We start from the raw sequence: 21,278 nt of genomic DNA, 5'->3' as shown, positions 1-21,278 counted from the left end.
TTATTTGTATTCGGAGGCAAGATAGGCGGGGGCAGGTGGCAGCGGGGGAACTTACGGCTGTTTTTGTTCCCTGTGCTTACAAACCGTGGAAGTTTCTAGCAATATCTCTTAAGATAGATTCATATCCTAAAATTAGACAGGGGGTGGGGGTATGGATTTGCTGATCATGGGGCTGCTGGCGGCTGCGTGCGCCTCGGGTCTGGTCTTATTCCGCCGTAAAACGATTCCCGCAAGCCGTCATAACCCTCCGCCTTCTCCGGGAAAGCTGTCCGTCATCATCCCGGCAAGGAACGAAGAACGCAACCTCCCTCATCTGCTCGGCTCGCTTCGATCGCAGACGGTTCAACCGTTCGAAATTATCGTGGTGGACGACGGCTCCGAAGACGGGACGAGAGCCATCGCGGAGCGCTATGGCGTCAAGGTCTTGGCCGGCATGCCGCTCCCGCCGGGATGGACAGGCAAGAACTGGGCCGTGTGGAACGGCTACAAGCAAGCGTCCGGCGATCTGATCGCGTTCCTGGATGCGGATGTCCGGCTCGCGCCGCAGGCGCTGGCGTCGCTGATCGCGGCAAGAGAACGAGCGGGCGGCGTCGTATCCGTCGTTCCGTACCACCACGCGGAGAAGCCGTACGAGAAGCTGGCGCTGATACCGAATATTCTGGGCTTGTTCGCGTTTACGTCGCCGTTCGAGCGAACGAATCCGATGAAGGGGCTTTACGGCTCCTGCATCCTTGCGACCCGGAAAGATTACGAGACGGCGCAAGGGCATGAAGCCATCAAGTCCGAGCTGCTCGACGACCTGAATCTTGGCGCCAAGTTCATGGAAGCGGGCATTCCGGTCACGAATTTTATCGGCCGCGGCATGGTCGAATTCCGGATGTACCCCGGCGGGATCCGCAGCGAGGTCGAAGGCTTCGGCAAAGGAGCCGTGCTGAGCACGAGCAGGCTGGACCTGCGGACGACGCTGCTTGTCGCCGTGTGGCTGATCGGATTAATCGCAGCGGAGGCGGCGCCTTTCGTCCTTGCTGCTTCGTGGTCGCTGCCGCTTATTGCCGGATACGTGCTGTATACGGCACAAATGTATTATTTTGTACGCTATACCGGGCGCTTCGGCAGATGGATGCCCGCGCTTCATTTCCTGAGCACCGCGTTTTTCCTTTATATCATGCTGTATTCGTTATACCGGGTCTTGTTTCTGGGACGCGTCGCGTGGAAGGGCAGGCAAATCGAAGTGGGAGGCCGGAAACGTTGATCATCCTCGTGTGGACGCTGCTGTCGTTTCTGTCTGGTTCGCTGATGTTCTCGTATTGGCTCGGCCTGGCCGCCAATCATAACTTGAAAACGGTCGGCGACGGCAACCCCGGCGCGCTGAATCTGTGGCGGGCTGCAGGATATACGTACGGATTGGCCGGGATCGCGCTTGATTTTCTGAAAGGCTACGTGCCGGTGTTTTGGCTGGCCGCATCCGGTTCCTTGGGAGGGATGGGCATCTTGCTTCCGTCCGCCGCCGCCGTCCTGGGTCATGCGTTCTCGCCTTTCATGGGGGGCAGAGGCGGCAAAGCGATCGCGGTTACCTTCGGCGTATGGAGCGCGCTGACGGGATTCGCGGCTTCGCTGGTCTACGCCATCATTCTGGCGGTCCTGCTTGCGGGTTCCCGCCTGTTCACGAGGGGCAGGCCGACGACGTCCGATGCCGACGGCTTTCAAGTCGTGCTCGGGATGCTGCTGCTGTCGGTGTTCTTAGTCATCGCTCAGTATCCGCGCGCGATTCTCGCCTTCGGGCTGGTCAGTTTCCTGCTGCTTGCCTACACGCACCGCAGGGAGCTGCGCCGGTTCTTCGCGATCGCGGGCCGGCAGCGATCCTGAGCGGGGCATCGGTCGTCGCTTCCAGTTGTTTGCATTTCCGCTTGTCCGTATGTTAAGATGGCTTTACTTCAAACCGGAACGGAGGGTTACGTGTGATAGACTTTATCCGAGTTCGCACTTTGCGCGGCTAATTGAATAGCGCCCAAGGCTCTGCCTGCGTGCAGAGGACTCAGGATAGGTCTGTCCATTAAAGGTAACCCATGCACCATCCGACGCGAGAGGAACCAGAACCGGTAGGGTTCGGTTCCCGTGTTGCCTTTAAACATTCGTATAGCGCACCCGCGATTGCAAGCACCCGCCGTACAGCGGGCTTCTTTCGCCGTATGCGCTCCGAAGCGACCTGCCTCCCGGTGAATAGCAGGTGATGGATTGCGTTGCAATCGGCGATGATGGCCGATCGATGCAGTTTTCGCCGCCGATTCGAGACGGAAAGCCCAGCGGCTTTTCGTCCGGGAGAATCCGAGTTCCTCGCTTTCGTATCCGCGAAACGCACAGGCCCAAGCGCCCGTGCGTTTTTTTATGCTCATGACAAGCGATACTTATGACAAGCGACTATCGCCATCCACGAAGGAGGAATTCCCCTATGGAAGAACAACAAGCAGCCATCAATCATAAAGCCGTCATCGTCGGCGTGAACTTGAACGACAGACCGGATTTTGCGTACTCGATGGAAGAGCTGCGCAGCCTTGCCGAAGCCAACAACATCGAAGTCGTCGGCGAGCTGACGCAGAATGCATCCAAGATCAACGGTCCTCATTATCTGGGCACGGGTAAAATTCAAGAGTTGGCCGCGTACGCGGAGGGATTGGACGCTTCGACCGTCATCTTCAACGACGAGCTGTCGCCGTCCCAGCTCCGCAATCTGGAGGGCGCGCTGGATAAGCGGGTCATCGACCGGACGATTCTGATCCTCGATATTTTCGGCGATCGGGCGCAGACCCGAGAAGCGCAGCTGCAGGTAGAAGTGGCGCAGCTGCAATATATGCTTCCGCGGCTCGTGGGCCTGCGGGAATCGCTCGGCCGCCAAGGCGGCGGCTCGGGCTTGAAGAACCGGGGCGCGGGCGAGACGAAGCTCGAGCTCGACCGTCGCCGCATCGAGGAGCGGATCTCCGCGCTGCAGGAGGATCTGGAGAAGCTCGTCTCGCGGCGGCAGGTGCAGCGCAAGCAGCGGCTGAAAACCGGAGCCGCCGTCGTCTGTCTCGTCGGCTACACGAATGCGGGCAAATCCAGTCTCATGAACGCGATTCTCGACCGCTACATGCCCGACTCGAACAAACAGGTGCTGGCCAAAGACATGCTTTTCGCCACGCTCGAGACGTCGGTTCGGAGCATCGAGCTGCCGGATAACAAGGCGTTCCTGCTGACCGACACGGTCGGCTTCGTCAGTCAACTGCCGCATCATCTCGTCAAGGCTTTCCGCTCCACGCTGGAGGAGGTCGCCGAGGCGGACCTGCTGGTTCAGGTCGTCGATTACTCCAACCCGGAATACGAGCGTCTGATCGAAGTCACCAATGCGACGCTGAAGGAGCTCGGCGCGGGTCATATTCCGATGGTCTACGCGTACAACAAGACGGACCTGACCGGAGAACGCTACCCTCGGGCGGAAGACGACAGGGTGTATCTCTCCGTCAAGGAGGGAGCGGGTCTGGAAGAGCTGGTCACGCTGGTAAAGGATCGGATCTTCCAGGATTACGTCCAGTGCGAGGTCATCATTCCGTTCGCGGAGGGCCGGCTGGTCTCGTACTTCAATGCCAACGCCCATGTGCAGGCAACCGATTACGAGCCGAACGGCACCCGTCTCACGATGGAGTGCAGGAGAGCCGATTACGAGAAATATAAGCATTTGTTCGCGGAGCCTTTGGCGGCGGAATAAGTGACTAGCTGGCTGGCCGGGCGGTTATTCCATGGCAGGATGCGCTGCCGGTCCGGAAGTCCCGCCTGGCGATCTGCCGAGCGTCACGTTCCGGACGAAGGGGTAATAACGAACAAGAGGAGCTATGCCATGCCGGCATAGCTTCTTGCTATGTCAGCTGCACACCCTGGCCGGCGGCGATCTGTTAAGTTGTTGCTCCAATTCCCCGTATGCTACACTGATGAGAATAATGGCTCATAGCGGAAGTACGGCAGGGAGCCGCGGACGGCATAAGGATGCGGCGGCACGGGCGTCGATCGAAGCCGTGCCGCCTCTGCGTTCGCGCAAGGTGAAAGGGGAATCGCAGATGGGTCACTCCCGGCCTCGCGGGCATCATCGCGAGCATGAACATGATCACGAGCATGAACATGATCACGAGCAAGAACATGGTCACGAGCAAGATCATGGCCATGGACACGGCCACAGCCACAGCCATAATCATGGCGACGTTTTTCATACGCATGCGCCGATCGGCAAGATGAAGCTGGCGTTCTTTCTCAGCTTCGCGATACTGGCCGTCGAGGTTGTCGGGGGCATCATCTCCAACAGCCTGGCGCTGCTCTCCGACGCGGGTCATGTGCTGACTGATATCGCGGCGATCGGCCTGTCCTGGTATGCGATGAAGCAGTCGCTCAAGGCGCCTTCGGAAGGCTATACGTTCGGGTACCATCGTTCGGGCATCCTGGCGGCCTTCATCAATGCGCTGTCGCTGATCGTGATAGCGATCATTATTTTATGGGAGGCCGTCAGGCGGCTGCAGGCCCCCGAAGAAGTCGGCAGCACGTGGTTGTTCATCAGCGCCGGCGTCGGACTGATCCTGAATTTATACCTGGGATTCGGACTTGGGCTCAATAAGGAAGACAATATGAACGTCAGAAGCGCCGTGCTGCACATGGTAGGCGATGCGGCGGCTTCGGCGGGCGTTATCATCGGCGGACTGATCATTCATTTTACCGGGTGGTACGTCGTCGATCCCATCCTCAGCGTGGGTATCGCCGTGCTGATCGCCTTCGGCGCCTTCGGCATCGTGAAGCAAACCATCCATATCCTCATGGAAGCGACGCCGAAGGACGTGGAGCTGCGGAAAGTCGCGGAAGCGATCTGCTCCATACCGGGCATCCATGCCGTCCATGATTTGCATGTCTGGAGCATTACGAGCGGCCGCAACGCGCTCTCCTGCCACGTGACGCTGGATGCCGATATGACCATCGGCCAAAGCCAAACGCTGCTAAGGGAAATCGAGCACCGCCTGCTGCATCTGAACATCGGACACTGCACGGTTCAAATGGAGGACGATGGCCACCCGCATCCGGCCTCGATGTTATGCGATGGGTCGGAGCCGGGTCATGCGCATGAGCATGGATAGTAGTGGGGCGGAATGGCTATCGATTGTCGCGAGGGGTATGTAATGCAAAGGGCCTTGGAAACTGCTTGTTATAAGCGGGGTTCAAGGTTCTTTGTTTTGTCCGGCAGGACATGCGGCTTGCGTGCCGCAGTCTCCAATTAGGCGAGCATTCGTAGAAAATGAGCTGAGGGGCAAGGGGGAGAGGGGGCTTTTTCCGTGCCTAGGGGGCGGAATTGTGTAAATGAGCAGCTTTTGGCGCGCGAAAGTCGAGTTTGGATCGAAATTGTGCACCACAGCAGCATTTGGAGCAAGAAGTGCCGAGTTTGGGCCGGAATTGTGCAATACAGCAGCTTTTAGAGCACAAAGAGACGAAATGAGCCCGAAATTGTGCAATACAGCAGCTTTTGAAGCGCGAAGTGTCGAGTTTGGGCAGGAATTGTGCAATACAGCAGCTTTTAAAGCACAAAGAGACGAAATGAGCCCGGAATTGTGCACGTGCGGCAGCTTTTGGCGTACGAAAGCACATTGAGCCTCAGCAGAACCAAAATGAACAAAAACTATCATTTTATGAACGAATAATAGTTTTTTACCAAACCTCCACATAGGAGAAACATGCCGCTTACAATTCGGATTTATAGTCATGAAGGAGATGAAAAAACCATACCGATGCGGCCCTACGACGCCGATCGCCCAGGAGGATATCCAACCATGTTGAACCGCCTACATCAGAATAAGCCCGCGAAGACGGTGCTCGCGCTCGCTGCGGCAGCAATGATTATGACAGCATGCGGACAAAACGCCGATAACGGCAATGCTTCCGCAAACGGAGAGGCCAGCGCGAATGCGGGCACGAACGCGAACGGTCAAGCGGCAGGGAACGAAGCGGGCACCAATGCTGCCGCGGGTAACGGAAGCGGCAATACGACGGGCGCATCGGCGTCCGAGGAATCGGTCGACGCGCTGTACGCCAAGGCCAAAGAAGAAGGCAAGGTTATCGTCTACTCCACGTCCGGGCGCGCCAACGACGCCGCCGAGACCTTCATGAAGCAATACCCGGGCATAAAAGTCGAAGTGAGCAAGGTCAAGTCCGACGAGATGATGGATAAAGTCATGAAGGAACAGGATGCCGGCCAGTTCAATCCGGATGTCATCGTGACCAAAGAAGTCAGCGGCGCCGTCGAGGAAGAGATGGTGAAGCCTGGCCGTTACATCAAATACTTGCCGGAAGATATCGCGCCGAAGGTCGACGAGCCTTACCGCACGCAAGCGGAGGCTTACGCCAACTACGTGGAATTCCGGACGATTTTCTACAACGCGAAACATTACGAGAAAGCGCCCGTGAGCAACTGGTGGGATCTGACGACGCCGGAATTCAAAGGCAAGGTCTATACCGCCGATCCGCTCAGCTCGCCGGCGTTCATGGATTTGTTCACGACGATGGTCACGAACAGCGACGACATGGCAGCGGCGTACAAGGAAAAGTTCGGCAAGGACATCGAGCTGCACGGCACGGAGAACGCCGGCTATGAATACATACAGGAGCTGTTCGACAACGGCCTGATCGTGCTGAAGGGCAGCGACGACGTCCTGGATGCGATCGGCAAAGCGGACAGCGAGGCGGTCGGACTGGCCGTGTCGGGCGATGTCTCGAAGAACGAAGAGAACGGCTGGACGATTCAGCCGATCTACGATATCAAGCCGAAGACGGCCGTTCCCGATGCCGGTTACTTCTTCCTGGCGAACAAAGCCCCGCACGAAGCGGGCGCGAAGCTGTTCATCCGCTGGATGATGGGCGAGACGGACGCCAAGGGAGCGGGCCTGGATCCGTTCAACGAGGTAGGCTCGTGGGTGCCGCGCTCCGACGTGCAGACGAAGAACGACATTTCGTTCGAGTCGCTCAACCTGTGGCCCTTCGACGGCGAAGCGCTCTACAATGCCGCGCCGAAGGTGCGCGATTTCTGGATCAAGCAAAAGTAATTCACAGCAAGGGCGGAGAGAACAGTGGCGAAAGTAACGGCCCCGATCAGCCAGCGGCCGCGTTGGCAGAACATCATCTTGAATCGGCTGCGGAATCCCGTTCATCTGATCGGGGCCGCGGCCCTTCTCTTCTTATCGTACATGGTCATTTGGCCGGTGCTGCGCATCGCTTGGTCGACGTTTATTTGGCGTCGGCAGGACATGCGATTGACGGGCGAAGCGGATCCGGGGCACTTCACCCTCTACCATTGGATTCGCGTGCTGGCGAGCGACATGAGCTACTCGTTGTTCTACAAACCGCTTCTGAACTCCTTGGCCGTGGGCGCGACCGTGTCCGTGTTGTCGATGGCGATCGGCTGCGGACTTGCTTGGCTCGTGACGAGGACGGACATTCCGCTGAAGCGGACGATATCGTTCCTGGCGGTCATCCCCTATCTGCTGCCGGCGTGGATTCTATCCCAAGCTTGGCTGACGTTCTTCAAGAACGGCAAGATCGGCGGGACGCCGGGCATCCTGCAGTCGCTACTCCATGTGTCGATGCCGGATTGGCTGTCGTACGGCTTCGTGCCCATCGTCATCTCGTTGTCCATTCACGACAGCGTGTTTTTCTTCCTGATCGTCGGCGCCGCGCTGAGTTCGATGAACAGCCAGCTGGAGGAAGCGGCGAGCGTGGCGGGGGCGAGCAGGCTGACGATTCTCCGCAGAATCGTCATGCCGCTCGTGCTGCCGTCGATTCTGTCCGGCTTTATCCTGATCTTCACGAAGGCGATCAGTTCGTACGGCGTCCCGGCGCTGCTCGGCACGCCCGTTAATTTCTACATGATCTCGACCATGCTGTATTCCAGCATGCGTTCGAGGCTGACGACCGAGGCGAACGTGCTCAGCCTGACGCTCATGCTCATCTCCATGCTGGCGATCTATGTCAACCACCGCGCCATCGGGCGCAGGAAGAGCTTCGTCACCGTGACCGGCAAGGGCAGCGCGCGCACGCTGACGCCGCTCGGCTCGTGGAAATATCCGGTCGCGACGCTTGCTTCGCTGGGGATGGCGATGGTGGCCGTCGTTCCGCTGCTGGTACTGCTGGCGCAATCGTTCATGCTTAAGGAAGGCACATATAGTCTAAGTAATTTTACGACGCATTATTGGTGGGGAGGCTCCGACCCGGCTATCAACACGGGGGAGAAAGGCGCGATGCAGAATCCGATCTTCACGCTGGCGCTCAAAAATTCGCTCGCCATTGCCGGCATCGCGGCCATCGCGGCTGCCGTGGTCGGCGTGGCGCTCGGCTATGTCGTCGCGCGCGGCAGGTTGAGCTGGCTGGGACGGGCGGTCGACCAAGCGTCGTTCCTGCCCTATCTGATACCGGGCATCTCGCTGGCCGCGCTGTACATCTCGATCTTCGCCAAGCCGACGTTCTTCCTGCCAGCGCTGTACGGCACGATGACACTGCTCATTCTCATCACCGTCGTGAAGGAACTGCCGTTTACCGTCAAGGCCGGCAGCGCCTCGATGCTGCAGATCGGAACGGAGCTCGAGGAAGCCGCGCAGATCAGCGGCGCTTCGTGGCTGACGCGCTTCCGGCGAATTCTGCTTCCGCTGAATCGCAAGAATCTCGTATCGATGTTCCTGCTCGTGTTCATCGGCGCGATGAAGGAGATGGAGCTGATCATCCTGCTCGTCACGCCAAGGACGGAGACGCTGACGACGCTAACGTTCTATTACGCGGAGAAAGGCTACGAGCAGTTGACCAACGTCATACTCATGATCATTATTTTCATCGTCATGGCGGTATACGCCGCGGCGGTCAAGTTCGGCAAAGCGGATCTCACGCAAGGGATAGGAGGGCAATGATGACGGCAATCGAGTTGAACAATATCCAAGTTCGCCTGCAGCAGAAGCAAGTCCTTAACGGCATTGATCTTGTCATCGAGCAAGGGGATTTCATCACCTTCCTCGGTCCTTCCGGCTGCGGCAAGACGACGCTGCTGCGTACGATAGCGGGCCTGCAGCGGGCCGATGCCGGTTCGATCCGCATCGGCGGCCGGGAAGTCGCGAACGGGGAGAGGGCTTACCATATGGAACCGTCCAAGCGCGGCCTCGGTCTGGTGTTCCAAAGTTATGCGCTGTGGCCGCATATGACGGTATTCGAAAATGTCGCATTCGGTTTGCAGGTGCGGCGAATGAGCAAAGCGGATATCAAGCGGAGCGTTCAGGCGGCGCTCGAGAACATGCGCATTCCGGAGCTCGCGGGCCGGTATCCCGGCGAGCTGTCGGGCGGACAGCAGCAGCGCGTAGCGATCGCGCGCGCCATCGTCACGCAGCCGGAGATTCTGCTGCTCGACGAGCCGCTGTCCAACCTGGACGCGAAGCTGCGGGTGGAGATGCGCGCCGAGCTGAAGCGGCTGCACCAAGAGCTGCATACGACGATCATTTATGTCACGCATGACCAGCAGGAGGCGTTGTCGCTGTCGACGCGGGTCGCGGTTTTCTTCGGCGGCCGCATCGTGCAGACAGATAAGCCACGGCAGCTCTACAAGCACCCGGCCACGCTGCAGGTGGCCGATTTTATCGGTAATTCCGGCCTGTATATGAATCGCTTGGACGGCGTCATCGCGCACCATGGCGGACGCGCAAGCTTGAAGACTTCGGTGACCGCGATTCCCCTCGAGGGCTGCGGCCCTGAAGCGAACGACAAGAAGGTCGTCGTGACGATCAAGCCGGAAGAGATCCGCTTGTTCGAGCAGCAGGGGCCAGGCCTATTTCCGGTCACGGTCGAGGCCATATTCCCCTCCGGTTCGGAGACGCTCGTGCAGCTGCGCGCCGGAGCCGCGGCCATGGCCGCGCGCGTCATGGGCGATGCGGATTACGAGCCCGGGACCGCGCTTTATGCCGACCTGCGCAAGGAACACATGAATATTTACGACGAGCGGACGGGCGCCAGGCTCGAGAAGCTAATTCCACAATCGAACCTATCGGAGGAATCGCATCATGAAAATCGACTTACACTTTCACGTTAAACTGTCCAAGAAAACAAACTTCGAGCGGGAGCACTTCGACAGCATGATCGGCGAGGCGCGGGCCAATGGCCTGGATGCCATCACATTGACGGAGCATTTCAATACGCATCGGTTCGAGGACGTATACGGCACGCTGGATACGATGTATCCGTGCAACAATCACTACTACGACGCCGACGGCTTCCGAATCTTCACGGGCATGGAAGTCGACGTCGCCGAAGGCGGACATATCCTCGTCAGCGGGCCGAAGGATAAGCTGCTGGAGATTCGCGCGGCGCTGGATGACCACACGGCGCCTGATCGCTTCATCGGGCTGGCACGGCTGTTCGAACTGTGCGAGCCGCGCGGAATGCTGGTCATCGGCGGCCACCCGTTCCGCGAATCCAACCATCTCTACCATATCGATCATGAGCTGCTGCGCCGCTTCGATGCGTTCGACTTGAACGGGAAGGACCTGCACCAGATCGGCATCCAGGAAAATATCGCGAAAGTGCTGCAGCTGGGCGCGGAGCTTGGCGTTCCGGTCGTGGCGGGCAGCGACGCGCATCAGATGTTCCAGGTCGGCTGCGTGCACAACGCATTCGCCGGCCGCATCGAGACCGTCGCGGAACTGAAGGAAGCCATCCGCTCGGGTGCGTACAAGCGCGAGATTTCGCCATCGCTTCATCTGCAGGTGCGCGCCGCGAATATGGTGAAGAAGCTGCTCAAGCACAAGAAGGAAGTCGTCTAATCGTCAAGGGGGAACGGGAATGCACGCGGAATCGCTTTGGGACGGCCGAACCCTTACGAAGGGCCATCAGCGGATCGCCGATTATATCAGCAAGCATATGGACGATATCGTCTTCATGGTCGAAGAAGATCTGGCGCAAGCGTGCCAGGTCAGCATCTCGACCGTGTCGCGCTTCTGGGCGGTGGTCGGGGCGAAGAATCTAAAGGAGTTCAAGCAGCGGGTGAAGGACGAGGTGCTGCTGTCGCCGTCGCGCAAGCTGCAGTCCGCTTTCGAGAAGGTGACGGACGGTACGGCTGCCGCGTCGCATGTCATGGCGTCGGCCGATTACCTCCGTCAGACGGCGGAGAGGCTGGAGCAGGCCGGCTTCGAAGCGGCTGCCGGACTGCTGGGGACGGCGGGGACCGTTCATATCTATGGTCCGGGCTCCGCCGAGGGCCTCGCCGCGCTCATGGATTTTCGCTTGACTCGCTTCGGCGTGCCCTGCCGCCGGCTGACTCGCGGCGGACATGAGCTGTTCGATCAGCTCATCCATGTCCGCGGGGAAGACGCGATCGTCATCTTCGGTTTCGTATCCGAATCCCCGGAGATGGCGGTACTGCTCGAGTTCGCGAAGGAGCGCGGCTGCAGGAGCTTGTTGATTACCGATCTTGCGGTCAGCGGCATGCTGGGCCAAGCGGACGTATGCCTCTATACGGCCCGGGGCGAATTATGGGAATTCCACTCCATGGTCGCGCCGGTCGCCGTCATCGAGGCGCTCTTCGCCGCGGTCGGAAAGCAGCGGGAAGCGCAGGCGCTGCACAACGGCGAGGAGCTGCACCGGCTGCGCCGGCAATACCGGAGCGTACTGCCGAAGAACGTGTGAGGGCAGGGTACGGGCCGACATTTGCGGTATTACGGTTGCCGGTGACTTTCTTTGCGGTATGCGGGGGTCTATAGCTGGAGGAGTAGAAATTAGGCAGGGTCGCGGAGGCATGCCGAAGAGCCCGCATCCGGATATCCGGGCGCGGGCTCTTCGGCGCGCTGCGGCAGCGCGGTTAACGACTGCTACATCCTCAGCCAGCCGGAACTTGTAAGCCTTTCCTCCTGGTCGCGCTCTCAGGTGGATGCGGCCGGAGGCATGATGCCGGGCGACCCTTGAGCATCTTCCGCGTAACGGGCCAGCGCCTTGGACGCGGCTTCCGCCATGCGGCGCTTCAAATAGTCGCCCCGGATCACTTTCACGCGCAATCCGAGAAATCGGATCTTCGAGAGCAGGAATTCGGCTTCGTCCGCGGGGTAGGAGAAAAGGGATCTACTTGGTCGGCACGACCAGCAGATAGGTTCGGATGCAGCCAAGTCCAGTCCGAGGCACCCGGACCGTCAATAAAAAATGGGGCTTCCGGCAACCATGCCGAAGAGCCCCTATTCATGAAAGTAGCTTGAGTGATTCCGGCAGCTGCCGTGCCTGCGCGTTCGTTACTCGCCGTTCAAGGCGGCTATGGCACGCTCCACGAAAGGCGATAGGTCGGCGATCCGCTTGGACACGCTGCCCGCGGATACCTCGTAGCGCTTCGCGACTTCTGCTTTGGTGACTTCGCTGCGCCCCGTCAGCTGAGCGAGGCTGTATTCCAGCGCGGCGAACACGACGCCGGGCTTCGGCACGACGGGCTCCTGCTCGCGCGAATAAGCGAACCAGAGAAGAATCGTCGCGTTGATCTCGTCCCACGTAAAGCGTTCGGAGAGGTGCTGAACCAAAGTTCTAGCCATAATGCCATATTGGGAATTGGACCAGGACATTCGTTCGATGGCCCCGTACATGTCTTCGATCGTTTCCGGCACGGCGCCGTATAGGTCAGCCTCCGTGCGCGTCTCGGCGCCTGCCGCAGTCAAAACGCTGACGTTTGCCATGCGGGCTGCTTCGTCTTGAGGGAGGCAGCACTTCTTGTATTTCATACCGCTGCCGCAGGGACAGGGGGCGTTGCGGCCCACTTTTGCTTTCTTCGTCATCGGGTAAATCGCTCCTTTACGTTAATCATGGTAACAGAAAGGTTCCCCTGTCATCAATCATATGCCCAAAAAGACATAAATATTGGACAAGCGGAGAAGAGTGCGATATGGCATAATGATCGAAGGCAAGAAATGCGCAAACGTCAGTGTTCATCACGAGAACGAAGGAGATTGACCTTTTTATGAAGCTGGGGGAACTGCCGGGAGAAGCGATGCCAACCTGGAAAAAATTAAGTTTATTCGCGCTTACGTGGCCGATCCTGATCGACTCCATTCTGCGGATGCTGCTGGGCACAGCGGACGTGTTCATGCTAAGCCGCATATCCGATAACGTGGCCGGTGCCGTCGGGTTGGCCAATGAATTGATCGTGTTCTGCATTTTAATGTTCGGTTTCGTCGCGATCGGCACGAGCGTGGCGGTTACGCAGCATTTGGGCGCGGGGAAGAAGGAGACGGCCAGCCGGATCTCCGCATTGGCGATTACGCTGAACGTCGTCTTCGGCCTCTTCATCAGCCTCCTGATCGTGGCGTTCAGCAAGCAGCTGCTGGAGCTGCTCAACCTGGACCCGGCCCAAATCGCGATCGCGAACAAGTATTTGAAGCTCATCGGCGGGTTCATCTGGGTCGAAGCGATATCCTATGCGGTATCTTCGATTCTCCGCGCGAACGGCAGGACGCGTGACGTCATGTTCGTCACGCTCGGCGTCAACCTGCTCCACGTGGCAGGAAATTACATGCTGATCTTCGGGCATTTCGGCGCGCCGGAATGGGGCGTGACGGGAGCGGCCGTATCGACCATCGGCAGCCGGATCATCGGCATAATCGTGCTGATCGCGCTCATGTACCGCCGGATACCGAGCCCGATTCGGCTCAAGGATTACGTATCGTTCGACAAACGGCATATGCGTACGATTCTGGGGGTCGGGCTGCCGGCCGCAGGCGAGCATATCGCTTGGCAGTCCCAATACATGATGATCATGGTGTTCGTCAATATCATCGGACAGCAGGCGCTGAGCGCGCATATCTACGTGTACAATATCAGCATGTATTTCATGGCGATGTCCACGTCGATCGGCATGGCGACGGAGATCATGGTGGGTCATATGGTCGGCGCGGGCGAGAAGAAGGCGGCGTATCATCGGCTGCTGCGGAGTCTGCGCATCAGCATCATCCTGACGGCTGTCATCGTCGGAATCACCACCTTGTTCCGCTTCCAGCTCGTCGGCTTGTTTACCGACGATCCGAAGATCATCGGGATGGGGGCGGGCATCTTCCTCATCTCGCTCATCCTGGAGCCGGGGCGCGTCTTCAATATCGTCGTCATCAATTCGCTTCGGGCGGCAGGCGATGCGAAATTCCCGGTGCTCATGGGCGTATTCTCGATGTGGGGCGTCTGCGTGCCGCTGGCTTACTTCCTCGGCGTGCATCTGGGCTGGGGCTTGCCGGGCGTATGGATCGCCTTCACCGTCGACGAATGGCTCCGGGGCCTGATCATGCTGGCGCGCTGGAAGAGCGGCGTCTGGGCGAGAAAATCGTTCGTGGAGCCCGCCATCGTCGTGCGGGAGCCGATCGAGACGGTCATCAGCGCGTAGTCCGTCATGATCGTCGGACGTTGGCGCGGCACTCGGCACGAAGTAATGGGCCGAACGAATAGCCGAATGAGTAGGCGAACATGACGAATACACAAATGCACGAATAGCGAACAGTCAAATAAATAGAAACGAACAGCGGCAGTTTTGGGTGATGGGTTCCCGAAACTGTCTTTTTATTTTTCGTCACGGCACGGTATCCGCTCCCTTGACCAACCGCCTGGTTTGCAGGGGAAACCGTAGATTCATTGGGTCCGTCCATATTATAATTGCTATATCTTTACAGGGCGGAAGGCCGGTCGATCACACGACGAATGCCGTGCGAACAGCCTTAGGGTTGCGTATGTGCAAACCATCGCCGGATATTGTCGATATTGCGCCGCTTTGTTCGTCGTCCTTATGGGAGCTGTCGGAGTTAGAGGCTCACTACCGAAATCAGGAGGAAAAGAACGATGCGATTCATGATGGTCGTGAAAGCGACAAAGGATTCCGAGGCGGGCGTTATGCCGACGCAGGAACTGGTGGAAGCGATGACGCGGTACAATGAGGAACTGTCGAAGGCCGGCGTGCTGGTGGCGGCGGACGGCCTGCATCCGAGCTCGGACGCGATAAGAATCTCGTACCCCGAGCCGGGCGGAAAGCCCAAGGTGATCGACGGTCCGTTCGCGGAAACGAAGGAAATCATCGCCGGCTTTACGATGATCGAGGTGAAATCGCGCGAAGAGGCGATCGAATGGGCTTTGCGCATGCCGGATCCGCATGGCTTCGGCGAAGGGGAGATCGAGCTCCGCCAAATATTCGACTTCGCGGAAATCACGGCCGATCCGGAGCTTCAGGCCCGGGAGAACGCGATTCGCGAGCAGCTCGGCAGGGATAAATAAGCATGGCGCAGGCGATTGATGCGCACCGCACGGTCGAGGCGATCTGGCGGATCGAGTCGGCCAAGCTGATCGCCGGGCTGGCAAGAATGGTCCGCGACGTCGGCATGGCCGAGGATCTCGCCCAAGACGCGCTCGTCATCGCGCTGGAGCGCTGGCCCGTCAGCGGCATTCCGGACAAGCCCGGCGCCTGGCTGATGACGACGGCCAAGCGGCGCGCGATCGATCTGCTGCGCAGAAGCAAGACGCAAGTCCGCAAATATGAAGAGCTCGGCCGAACGGCGCCGACGTACGCCGAGGATGATCTGGAGCAGGTCATGGAGGACGGGCAGATCGGCGACGACCTGCTGCGCTTGATCTTCGCGACCTGCCACCCGATTCTCTCGCGGGAAGCGCGCGTCGCGCTCACGCTGCGCCTGCTCGGGGGACTCGCGACGGACGAGATCGCGAAGGCGTTCCTGGTCGCGGAGTCAACGATCGCGCAGCGAATCGTACGGGCGAAGCGGACGTTAAGCGCCGCGCAGGTGCCGCTGGAGGTGCCGGAAGGCGAAGCGCTTCGGGAGCGGCTGTCGGCCGTGCTCGAAGTCATCTATCTCATGTTCAACGAAGGGTATTCGGCCACCTCGGGCGGCCAGTGGATCCGTCCGCTGCTCTGCCAGGAAGCGCTGCGGCTGGGGCGCATGCTGGCGGAGATCGCTCCGGGGGAGTCCGAGGCGCACGGACTGGTGGCGCTGATGGAGATCCAATCGTCGCGGTTCAAGACACGGGTCGATGCGGCTGGGGATCCCGTGCTGCTGCTCGATCAGAATCGGGCGCGCTGGGATCACCTGCTGATCCGCCGCGGCTTGGCTGCGCTGGAGCGGGCCCGCAAGCTGGGCCGTCCGCTCGGTCCGTATGCGCTGCAAGCCGCGATCGCGGCCTGCCACGCGCAGGCAAGAACGGCGGACGAGACCGACTGGGTGCGCATCGCCGCGCTGTATGAAGCACTGTCCCGCGCGGCGCCGTCGCCCGTCGTCGAATTGAATCGCGCCGTGGCTGTCGCCATGGCCTTCGGTCCGTCGTTCGGCCTGCAGCTTGTCGATGCGCTGAGCGCCGAGCCGTCCTTGCGGGACTATTACCTGCTTCCGAGCGTGCGCGGCGATTTTCTCGTCAAGCTGGGCCGAAGCTCGGAAGCGCGCGCCGAATTCGAGCGCGCCGCTTCCTTGACGCGCAACGAGCGCGAGCAGGCACTCCTGCTGAAGCGTGCCGCCGAGTGCGGCGGGTGAGCATGGCGCGATACCGCGAGGGCGGTAGTCTCGGTTCGGGTGATGATGTGACGCCTAGGTGGCTGCATGCGCCACATGCCGCATGCAGCCATCCTGCACATGCGCATACGCCATCCTGCACATGCGCATACGCCATCCTGCACATGCGCATACGCCATCCTGCACATGCGCATACGCCATCCTGCACATGCGCATACGCCATCCTGCACAGCTTGCTTTGTACAATGCCGGTGCATTCGCCAAGCAAGAATTTCTCTCGACCATGTCGATTTCGTCCTTTCCCGTTCGTCGAAGAGTCAGATGGGCAATGAATAGGCGGCCAGGCAGCCATGGCTGCCGAATGACTGCCGATCCGATTGACCGGTCCGATCGAGAAATGGAGGAATTGCCATGAGGTTTATGTTGTTGGTCAAAGCGACGGGACACTCCGAAGCCGGCATCGAGCGGGGGGACGACTACGACTCCGCGTGGATGTCCTATCGCGAAGCGATCTCCGGCGCCGGCGTGCTGCTCGCGGATGAGCGGCTGCTGCCGAGCGCCAGCGGCGTGAAGATCTCGTACCCGGCTTCCGGCGGTCCGCCGGAAGTGACGGCAGGGCCCTTCGCCCGGGAGACGGAACCGGTCGCGCGCTGCGTGCTGATCGACGTCCGTACGGTGGACGAAGCGATAGCTTGGGCTTTGCGCATGCCGAATCCGAGCGGCTGCGGCGCGCGCGTCATCGAGGTCCGAGAGGCAGCCGAGGACGAATTCGCGCTGCGAGTCTTGCGGTCGCAGGTCTTCACGACCGATCTTGCGGATGGAATCGAGAGGTTCAGAAAGAAATAAAACTTTTTTCCGGGATCTGTCGATCTGCGATCGCGCCGTTCGTCGTAAGAGTAGAACCAACGAAAACGAACCAAGACGAAATCAAAACGAGAGAGGATGTTGAACATGGGAGCGCAATTAACGGCGTACGTGATGTCGGAGAATGCTAGAGAGCAAGCAGGGTTCTATGCGCAAGCGCTTGGCGGGGAGATTCTGTCCACGATGACGTTCGGGCAGATGCCGGGGACGCCGGAAGAGATGGGGGACAAAGTGATGCATCTGGCGATGACGGTGGCAGGCGGCAATATGCTGTTCTTCTCCGACTTTCCGCCGGGCGGCTATACGCGCAGCATCTCGTTAACGCTGACGTACGACGACGAATCGGAGGCTCGCGATGCGTTCGCCGCGCTGAGCGACGGCGGCGAAGTGAAGTATCCGCTGGCTTTGCAGCCATGGGGCGCGTATTACGGCGAAGTGCAGGACAAGTTCGGCGTCAGCTGGCAGATCGTGAAGCATACGGCATCCAACGAATAGCGAGCCAAGAGGAGCGATAGAGATGAACCAGGAAGTGACGGATTTTATCGACGCCGTGAAGGAGCCGTGGCAGCAAGAGCTTTGCGCCGGATTGCGCGAAGTCGTGCACGGAGCGGTACCGGAGGTGACGGAACGCCTCCAGTACAAGAAGCCGCATTTCCTCAAGAACGGCAAATACGCGGCCGTGATCAGCACGTCGAAGGACGCGGTCAGCTTCACGATCTTTGGCGCCGAGGGACTCTCCCTGCCGGATGGCCTGTTCGACGGTCCTTCCGAACGCAAGACGATCAAGCTGAAGAGAGGCCAAACGTTCGACGCTGCGCAATTATCCGCGCTCGTCGGTCAAGCGTCCTCGGCGTTGTAGGCGGAGGAGCGGGATACAACCAAAAAGGCAGCCCGCCGGTCATGGAAGATGACCGGAAGGGCTGCCTTTTTTTCAATTCTGTCCGAAGCGCGATCCGCAGCTTATGGCAGAATGTTACCCGCCGCGCGGTAGATCGCGTACCATTCTTCGCGCGTCAGGTGGATGTCGCTCGCGCGGATGCAATCTTTGATCCGCTCGATGCTCATCGTACCGGTGACCGGCTGCATCTTCGCCGGGTGGCGAAGCAGCCAAGCGATGGCGATGGTCGTATTGCTGACGTCGTATTTCTTGGCCACTTCGTCGATTGCGGCGTTCAGCTCCGGGAATTTCGGGTTGTCCAGGAAGACGCCCTCGAAGAATCCGAATTGGAACGGCGACCACGGCTGGATCGTGATGTCGTGCAGTCTGCAGTAATCCAGAATGCTGCCGTCGCGGTTAATGGCGGAATCGTTCTCCATGTTCACGTTGACGCCGTTCGAGATCATGTTGGCGTTCGTGATGCTGAGCTGCAGCTGGTTCGCGACGATCGGCTGCTTCACGAATTTCTTGAGCAGCGCGATTTGGTTCGGGTTCTGGTTGGACACGCCGAAGTGGCGAACTTTGCCCGAGCTCTCCAGCTTATCGAATGCTTCCGCGACTTCCTCCGGCTCCACCAATGCATCCGGACGGTGCAGCAGCAGGATGTCGAGGTAGTCGGTTCTCAGACGCTGCAGGATCTTGTCGACGGATTCCAGGATATGCTCCTTGGAGAAGTCGAACTGTCCTTGGCGAATGCCGCATTTGGATTGCAAAATGATGTTTTCGCGCACGGAGTCGCTCATATGGATGGCGTCCGCGAAGATTTCCTCGCATTTTCCGCCGCCGTAAATATCGGCATGATCAAAGAAGTTCGCGCCTTCCTCAAGCGCGGTTTGGACGAAACGCTCCGCGCCGGCTTTGTCCAGCGAATTAATGCGCATGCAGCCGACCGCGACTACGGGTACCTCCAAGTTGCTGGTTCCGAGCTTCATCGTTCTCATGATAACAATGCCTCCTGTTCATTCGGAAAGATGGTTTTGACCTGTGGCCGATTCGTGTAATCAAGCATGAATACGCTATGTATCCCCTTCAGATTGTGACATACTACTCGTCCCGTTTCAAGGCGGCGGAGGGCCTGAATAAAGATGAATTTATTATGGAGCAGCGCGTCTCTCCGACTTGTCTACCGCATCGCTCGAGCTCGGCGGGGGCCCGCAGCAGAGACATTGCCAGCAAACGGTCGCCCCGATTCTGTCGATCTTTGCTATAATAGGATCTGCAATTACTGTTGCCTTCATGAGCGAATGCCACTGTACGCTTGATCGAACGAGTGCCGCCAAGAAGGCGGAAGCTACATCAAATCCGACAAAAAGAATGTGATGACGTGGTTCAACCGGCCTATCGAATCCGGAAGCAGACCCTCCTTGCGAAGATACAAGCCGGCGTATCGGCCGACGATTACCGCCGGCTGCTTGCGCTGTTTCTGCCTATACTGATCGATCAGGCGTTCATCGTCTGCCTCAGTCTGGTGAACACGGCCATGATCAGCTCGGCGGGCGTATCGGCGATTAGCGCGGTCAACATGGTCGACTCGCTTAATATTTTTCTGATCAGCGTGTTCGTAGCCGTATCGACGGGCGGTACGGTCATCGTCGCGCAATACAAAGGGAGCGGGAACGGCCTGATGGTGTCCAAGGCGGCCGCCAGCTCCGTCGCGTCCGTGTCGCTGTTCGCGCTCGGCATCAGCCTCGTGATGATCGCGGCCCACGGTCCGGCGCTCCAGCTGCTGTTCGGGTCGGCCGCGCCGGATGTATTCGCCAATGCGAAGACGTATTTCATCGGCAGCTGCTCGTCCTTTGCCGGCATCGCGATGGTGGAGGCGGTGTGCGGCGCGCTGCGGGGCATCGGGCGTTCGCGGGTATCGCTCGTCCTTTCCCTGATCATGAACCTCTCGTACGTGCTGCTGAACATCCTGTTCATCAACGTGCTGGACATGGGCGTGCTCGGCATGAGCATTGCGATAAACGTGGCACGGTACGGGGCAGCGGCGTTCGCGCTGTACTATCTCGTCAAGATGGATGCGAACCTGCACCTGCGAATCAAGGATATCGTCTCCGTCAATTTCGCCATGCTGAAGAAAATCCTGTATGTCGGGCTACCGTTCGCGGCCGAGCAGATGTTCTTCAACGGAGGCAAGATCGTGACGCAAATCTTCATCGTCCACATGGGGACGAACGCGATCGCGGTTAACGCCATCGGCGGCTCCTTCGCCGGGCTGCTCCAAATACCGTCCGCCGCGCTGTCGCTTACGGCGATTACGGTCATCGGGCAGTGCATGGGACGGCAGAGCGTCGAGGAAGCACGGAAGTATACGCGGTTCTTTCTATGGATATCGTCCTTATTCTTATTGATTACGGCACTCATTATATTGCCGCTGTTCCATCCGCTCGTCAGCCTGTTCCATCCGCCGGACGAGATCGTGCACGATATTTTCGTGATCGTGCTCATCAATGCGATTGCCCAAGTCCCGCTTTGGTCGGCCAGCTTCATTATGCCGTCGGCGCTTCGGGCCGCTGGCGATTCGAAGTTCACGTCGATCGTATCGCTGCTGTCCATGTGGCTGTTCCGGATCGTGCTCGGCTATACGCTCGGCATCGTGCTGGACGGCGGCATCGTCGGCGTGTGGCTGGCCATGAACATCGAATGGGGCGTGCGCGGGTCGATCTTCCTGTGGCGCTTCCGCGGGAAGAAGTGGTACCAGCATCGATTGATTTAAACGAAGAGGTCAGCGAGGCGGCGAAATGCCGTCTCTTTTATTAATTGAAGAAGAGGAAGAATACGCTTCGATTGGGGGCGTTTTCATTTTGCTTAGAGCCGCTAACCTGCATGGCTGCTGCGCTGGGCAATTTTTCTTTGCATGATTAATTATTTTTATTGTGACAATAAAAATAATTTTATAAATAACCTATAGTCGAGGCGGCCAAAAAGCGATA

The 21,278-nt window shown here is 58.9% G+C and carries 19 protein-coding genes; 16 read left to right on the top strand and 3 right to left on the bottom strand.

Going from position 1 to position 21,278, the window contains the following annotated elements:
- Positions 1–151 precede the first annotated feature (151 nt).
- The 9 genes from GT003_RS18470 to GT003_RS18430 all read left to right on the top strand — a co-directional run bounded on the left by GT003_RS18470 (position 152) and on the right by GT003_RS18430 (position 11,709).
- Complete coding sequence (locus GT003_RS18470) at positions 152–1,252, top strand: glycosyltransferase (protein ID WP_161700486.1); 1,101 nt, start codon at positions 152–154, stop codon at positions 1,250–1,252.
- On the top strand, positions 1,249–1,866 hold the full coding sequence (locus GT003_RS18465; RefSeq protein WP_170312265.1) for a glycerol-3-phosphate acyltransferase: 618 nt from the start codon (positions 1,249–1,251) through the stop codon (positions 1,864–1,866). Before GT003_RS18470 ends, GT003_RS18465 begins: the two co-directional genes overlap by 4 nt.
- Positions 1,867–2,449: 583 nt before the next feature.
- Entirely contained in the window at positions 2,450–3,739 is a 1,290-nt protein-coding gene (gene hflX, locus GT003_RS18460; protein WP_161700484.1) for a GTPase HflX, read from the top strand.
- A gap of 229 nt (positions 3,740–3,968) precedes the next feature.
- Complete coding sequence (locus GT003_RS18455) at positions 3,969–5,144, top strand: cation diffusion facilitator family transporter (protein WP_239565956.1); 1,176 nt, start codon at positions 3,969–3,971, stop codon at positions 5,142–5,144.
- Between the two features lie 687 nt (positions 5,145–5,831).
- Positions 5,832–7,100, top strand: a complete 1,269-nt coding sequence (locus GT003_RS18450; RefSeq protein WP_239565957.1) for an extracellular solute-binding protein — start codon at positions 5,832–5,834, stop codon at positions 7,098–7,100.
- Positions 7,101–7,124: 24 nt separating this feature from the next.
- Positions 7,125–8,951 carry an ABC transporter permease subunit gene (locus GT003_RS18445; protein ID WP_161700482.1) on the top strand — a complete coding sequence of 609 codons (1,827 nt, stop codon included), beginning with the start codon at positions 7,125–7,127 and terminating at the stop codon, positions 8,949–8,951.
- Positions 8,951–10,117 (top strand): ABC transporter ATP-binding protein, encoded by a 1,167-nt coding sequence (locus GT003_RS18440; RefSeq protein WP_161700480.1) that lies wholly within the window; start codon positions 8,951–8,953, stop codon positions 10,115–10,117. The genes GT003_RS18445 and GT003_RS18440 overlap by 1 nt, the downstream gene beginning before the upstream one ends.
- Positions 10,089–10,847, top strand: a complete 759-nt coding sequence (locus GT003_RS18435) for a PHP-associated domain-containing protein (RefSeq protein ID WP_161700477.1) — start codon at positions 10,089–10,091, stop codon at positions 10,845–10,847. Before GT003_RS18440 ends, GT003_RS18435 begins: the two co-directional genes overlap by 29 nt.
- A gap of 19 nt (positions 10,848–10,866) precedes the next feature.
- Complete coding sequence (locus GT003_RS18430) at positions 10,867–11,709, top strand: MurR/RpiR family transcriptional regulator (protein WP_161700474.1); 843 nt, start codon at positions 10,867–10,869, stop codon at positions 11,707–11,709.
- Positions 11,710–11,942: 233 nt separating this feature from the next.
- Here the strand turns inward: GT003_RS18430 and GT003_RS18425 are convergent, their stop codons facing one another.
- Positions 11,943–12,068, bottom strand: a complete 126-nt coding sequence (locus GT003_RS18425; RefSeq protein ID WP_428842602.1) for a hypothetical protein — start codon at positions 12,066–12,068, stop codon at positions 11,943–11,945.
- Between the two features lie 234 nt (positions 12,069–12,302).
- Positions 12,303–12,833 carry an SEC-C metal-binding domain-containing protein gene (locus tag GT003_RS18420; RefSeq protein ID WP_161700472.1) on the bottom strand — a complete coding sequence of 177 codons (531 nt, stop codon included), beginning with the start codon at positions 12,831–12,833 and terminating at the stop codon, positions 12,303–12,305.
- 182 nt (positions 12,834–13,015) lie between these two features.
- Between GT003_RS18420 and GT003_RS18415 the strand changes: the two genes are divergently transcribed.
- The 6 genes from GT003_RS18415 (at position 13,016) to GT003_RS18390 (ending at position 18,267) form a co-directional block, all read left to right on the top strand.
- Complete coding sequence (locus tag GT003_RS18415) at positions 13,016–14,425, top strand: MATE family efflux transporter (protein WP_161700470.1); 1,410 nt, start codon at positions 13,016–13,018, stop codon at positions 14,423–14,425.
- 449 nt (positions 14,426–14,874) lie between these two features.
- Positions 14,875–15,303 (top strand): YciI family protein, encoded by a 429-nt coding sequence (locus GT003_RS18410; RefSeq protein ID WP_161700468.1) that lies wholly within the window; start codon positions 14,875–14,877, stop codon positions 15,301–15,303.
- Between the two features lie 2 nt (positions 15,304–15,305).
- Positions 15,306–16,565 (top strand): RNA polymerase sigma factor, encoded by a 1,260-nt coding sequence (locus tag GT003_RS18405; protein ID WP_161700466.1) that lies wholly within the window; start codon positions 15,306–15,308, stop codon positions 16,563–16,565.
- A gap of 390 nt (positions 16,566–16,955) precedes the next feature.
- On the top strand, positions 16,956–17,390 hold the full coding sequence (locus GT003_RS18400; protein WP_161700464.1) for a YciI family protein: 435 nt from the start codon (positions 16,956–16,958) through the stop codon (positions 17,388–17,390).
- Positions 17,391–17,495: 105 nt separating this feature from the next.
- The gene (locus GT003_RS18395; protein WP_161700462.1) at positions 17,496–17,903 is read left to right on the top strand and encodes a VOC family protein; all 408 of its coding nucleotides are present in this window, start codon (positions 17,496–17,498) and stop codon (positions 17,901–17,903) included.
- A gap of 22 nt (positions 17,904–17,925) precedes the next feature.
- Positions 17,926–18,267 (top strand): DUF1801 domain-containing protein, encoded by a 342-nt coding sequence (locus tag GT003_RS18390; RefSeq protein ID WP_161700460.1) that lies wholly within the window; start codon positions 17,926–17,928, stop codon positions 18,265–18,267.
- 101 nt (positions 18,268–18,368) lie between these two features.
- Here the strand turns inward: GT003_RS18390 and GT003_RS18385 are convergent, their stop codons facing one another.
- Complete coding sequence (locus tag GT003_RS18385) at positions 18,369–19,286, bottom strand: aldo/keto reductase (RefSeq protein ID WP_161700458.1); 918 nt, start codon at positions 19,284–19,286, stop codon at positions 18,369–18,371.
- A 404-nt stretch (positions 19,287–19,690) separates the two neighbouring features.
- Between GT003_RS18385 and GT003_RS18380 the strand changes: the two genes are divergently transcribed.
- Positions 19,691–21,061 carry an MATE family efflux transporter gene (locus GT003_RS18380; protein WP_338045981.1) on the top strand — a complete coding sequence of 457 codons (1,371 nt, stop codon included), beginning with the start codon at positions 19,691–19,693 and terminating at the stop codon, positions 21,059–21,061.
- The last annotated feature ends 217 nt before the right edge of the window (positions 21,062–21,278 follow it).

The organism is Paenibacillus sacheonensis, from assembly GCF_009909195.1.
GTDB classification, from domain to species: domain Bacteria; phylum Bacillota; class Bacilli; order Paenibacillales; family Paenibacillaceae; genus Paenibacillus_Z; species Paenibacillus_Z sacheonensis.
This window is presented reverse-complemented; position numbering and strand designations above follow the sequence as displayed.

Bases quoted from the DNA above. Each gene is read 5' to 3' on its own strand.
- GT003_RS18405 (WP_161700466.1), top strand. From the start codon at position 15,306: ATGGCGCAGGCGATTGATGCGCACCGCACGGTCGAGGCGATCTGGCGG.
- GT003_RS18470 (WP_161700486.1), top strand. From the start codon at position 152: ATGGATTTGCTGATCATGGGGCTGCTGGCGGCTGCGTGCGCCTCGGGT.
- hflX (WP_161700484.1), top strand. From the start codon at position 2,450: ATGGAAGAACAACAAGCAGCCATCAATCATAAAGCCGTCATCGTCGGC.
- GT003_RS18385 (WP_161700458.1), bottom strand. From the start codon at position 19,286: ATGAGAACGATGAAGCTCGGAACCAGCAACTTGGAGGTACCCGTAGTC.
- GT003_RS18415 (WP_161700470.1), top strand. From the start codon at position 13,016: ATGAAGCTGGGGGAACTGCCGGGAGAAGCGATGCCAACCTGGAAAAAA.
- GT003_RS18420 (WP_161700472.1), bottom strand. From the start codon at position 12,833: ATGACGAAGAAAGCAAAAGTGGGCCGCAACGCCCCCTGTCCCTGCGGC.
- GT003_RS18410 (WP_161700468.1), top strand. From the start codon at position 14,875: ATGCGATTCATGATGGTCGTGAAAGCGACAAAGGATTCCGAGGCGGGC.
- GT003_RS18435 (WP_161700477.1), top strand. From the start codon at position 10,089: ATGAAAATCGACTTACACTTTCACGTTAAACTGTCCAAGAAAACAAAC.
- GT003_RS18440 (WP_161700480.1), top strand. From the start codon at position 8,951: ATGACGGCAATCGAGTTGAACAATATCCAAGTTCGCCTGCAGCAGAAG.
- GT003_RS18395 (WP_161700462.1), top strand. From the start codon at position 17,496: ATGGGAGCGCAATTAACGGCGTACGTGATGTCGGAGAATGCTAGAGAG.
- GT003_RS18450 (WP_239565957.1), top strand. From the start codon at position 5,832: ATGTTGAACCGCCTACATCAGAATAAGCCCGCGAAGACGGTGCTCGCG.
- GT003_RS18390 (WP_161700460.1), top strand. From the start codon at position 17,926: ATGAACCAGGAAGTGACGGATTTTATCGACGCCGTGAAGGAGCCGTGG.
- GT003_RS18455 (WP_239565956.1), top strand. From the start codon at position 3,969: ATGGCTCATAGCGGAAGTACGGCAGGGAGCCGCGGACGGCATAAGGAT.
- GT003_RS18430 (WP_161700474.1), top strand. From the start codon at position 10,867: ATGCACGCGGAATCGCTTTGGGACGGCCGAACCCTTACGAAGGGCCAT.
- GT003_RS18400 (WP_161700464.1), top strand. From the start codon at position 16,956: ATGAGGTTTATGTTGTTGGTCAAAGCGACGGGACACTCCGAAGCCGGC.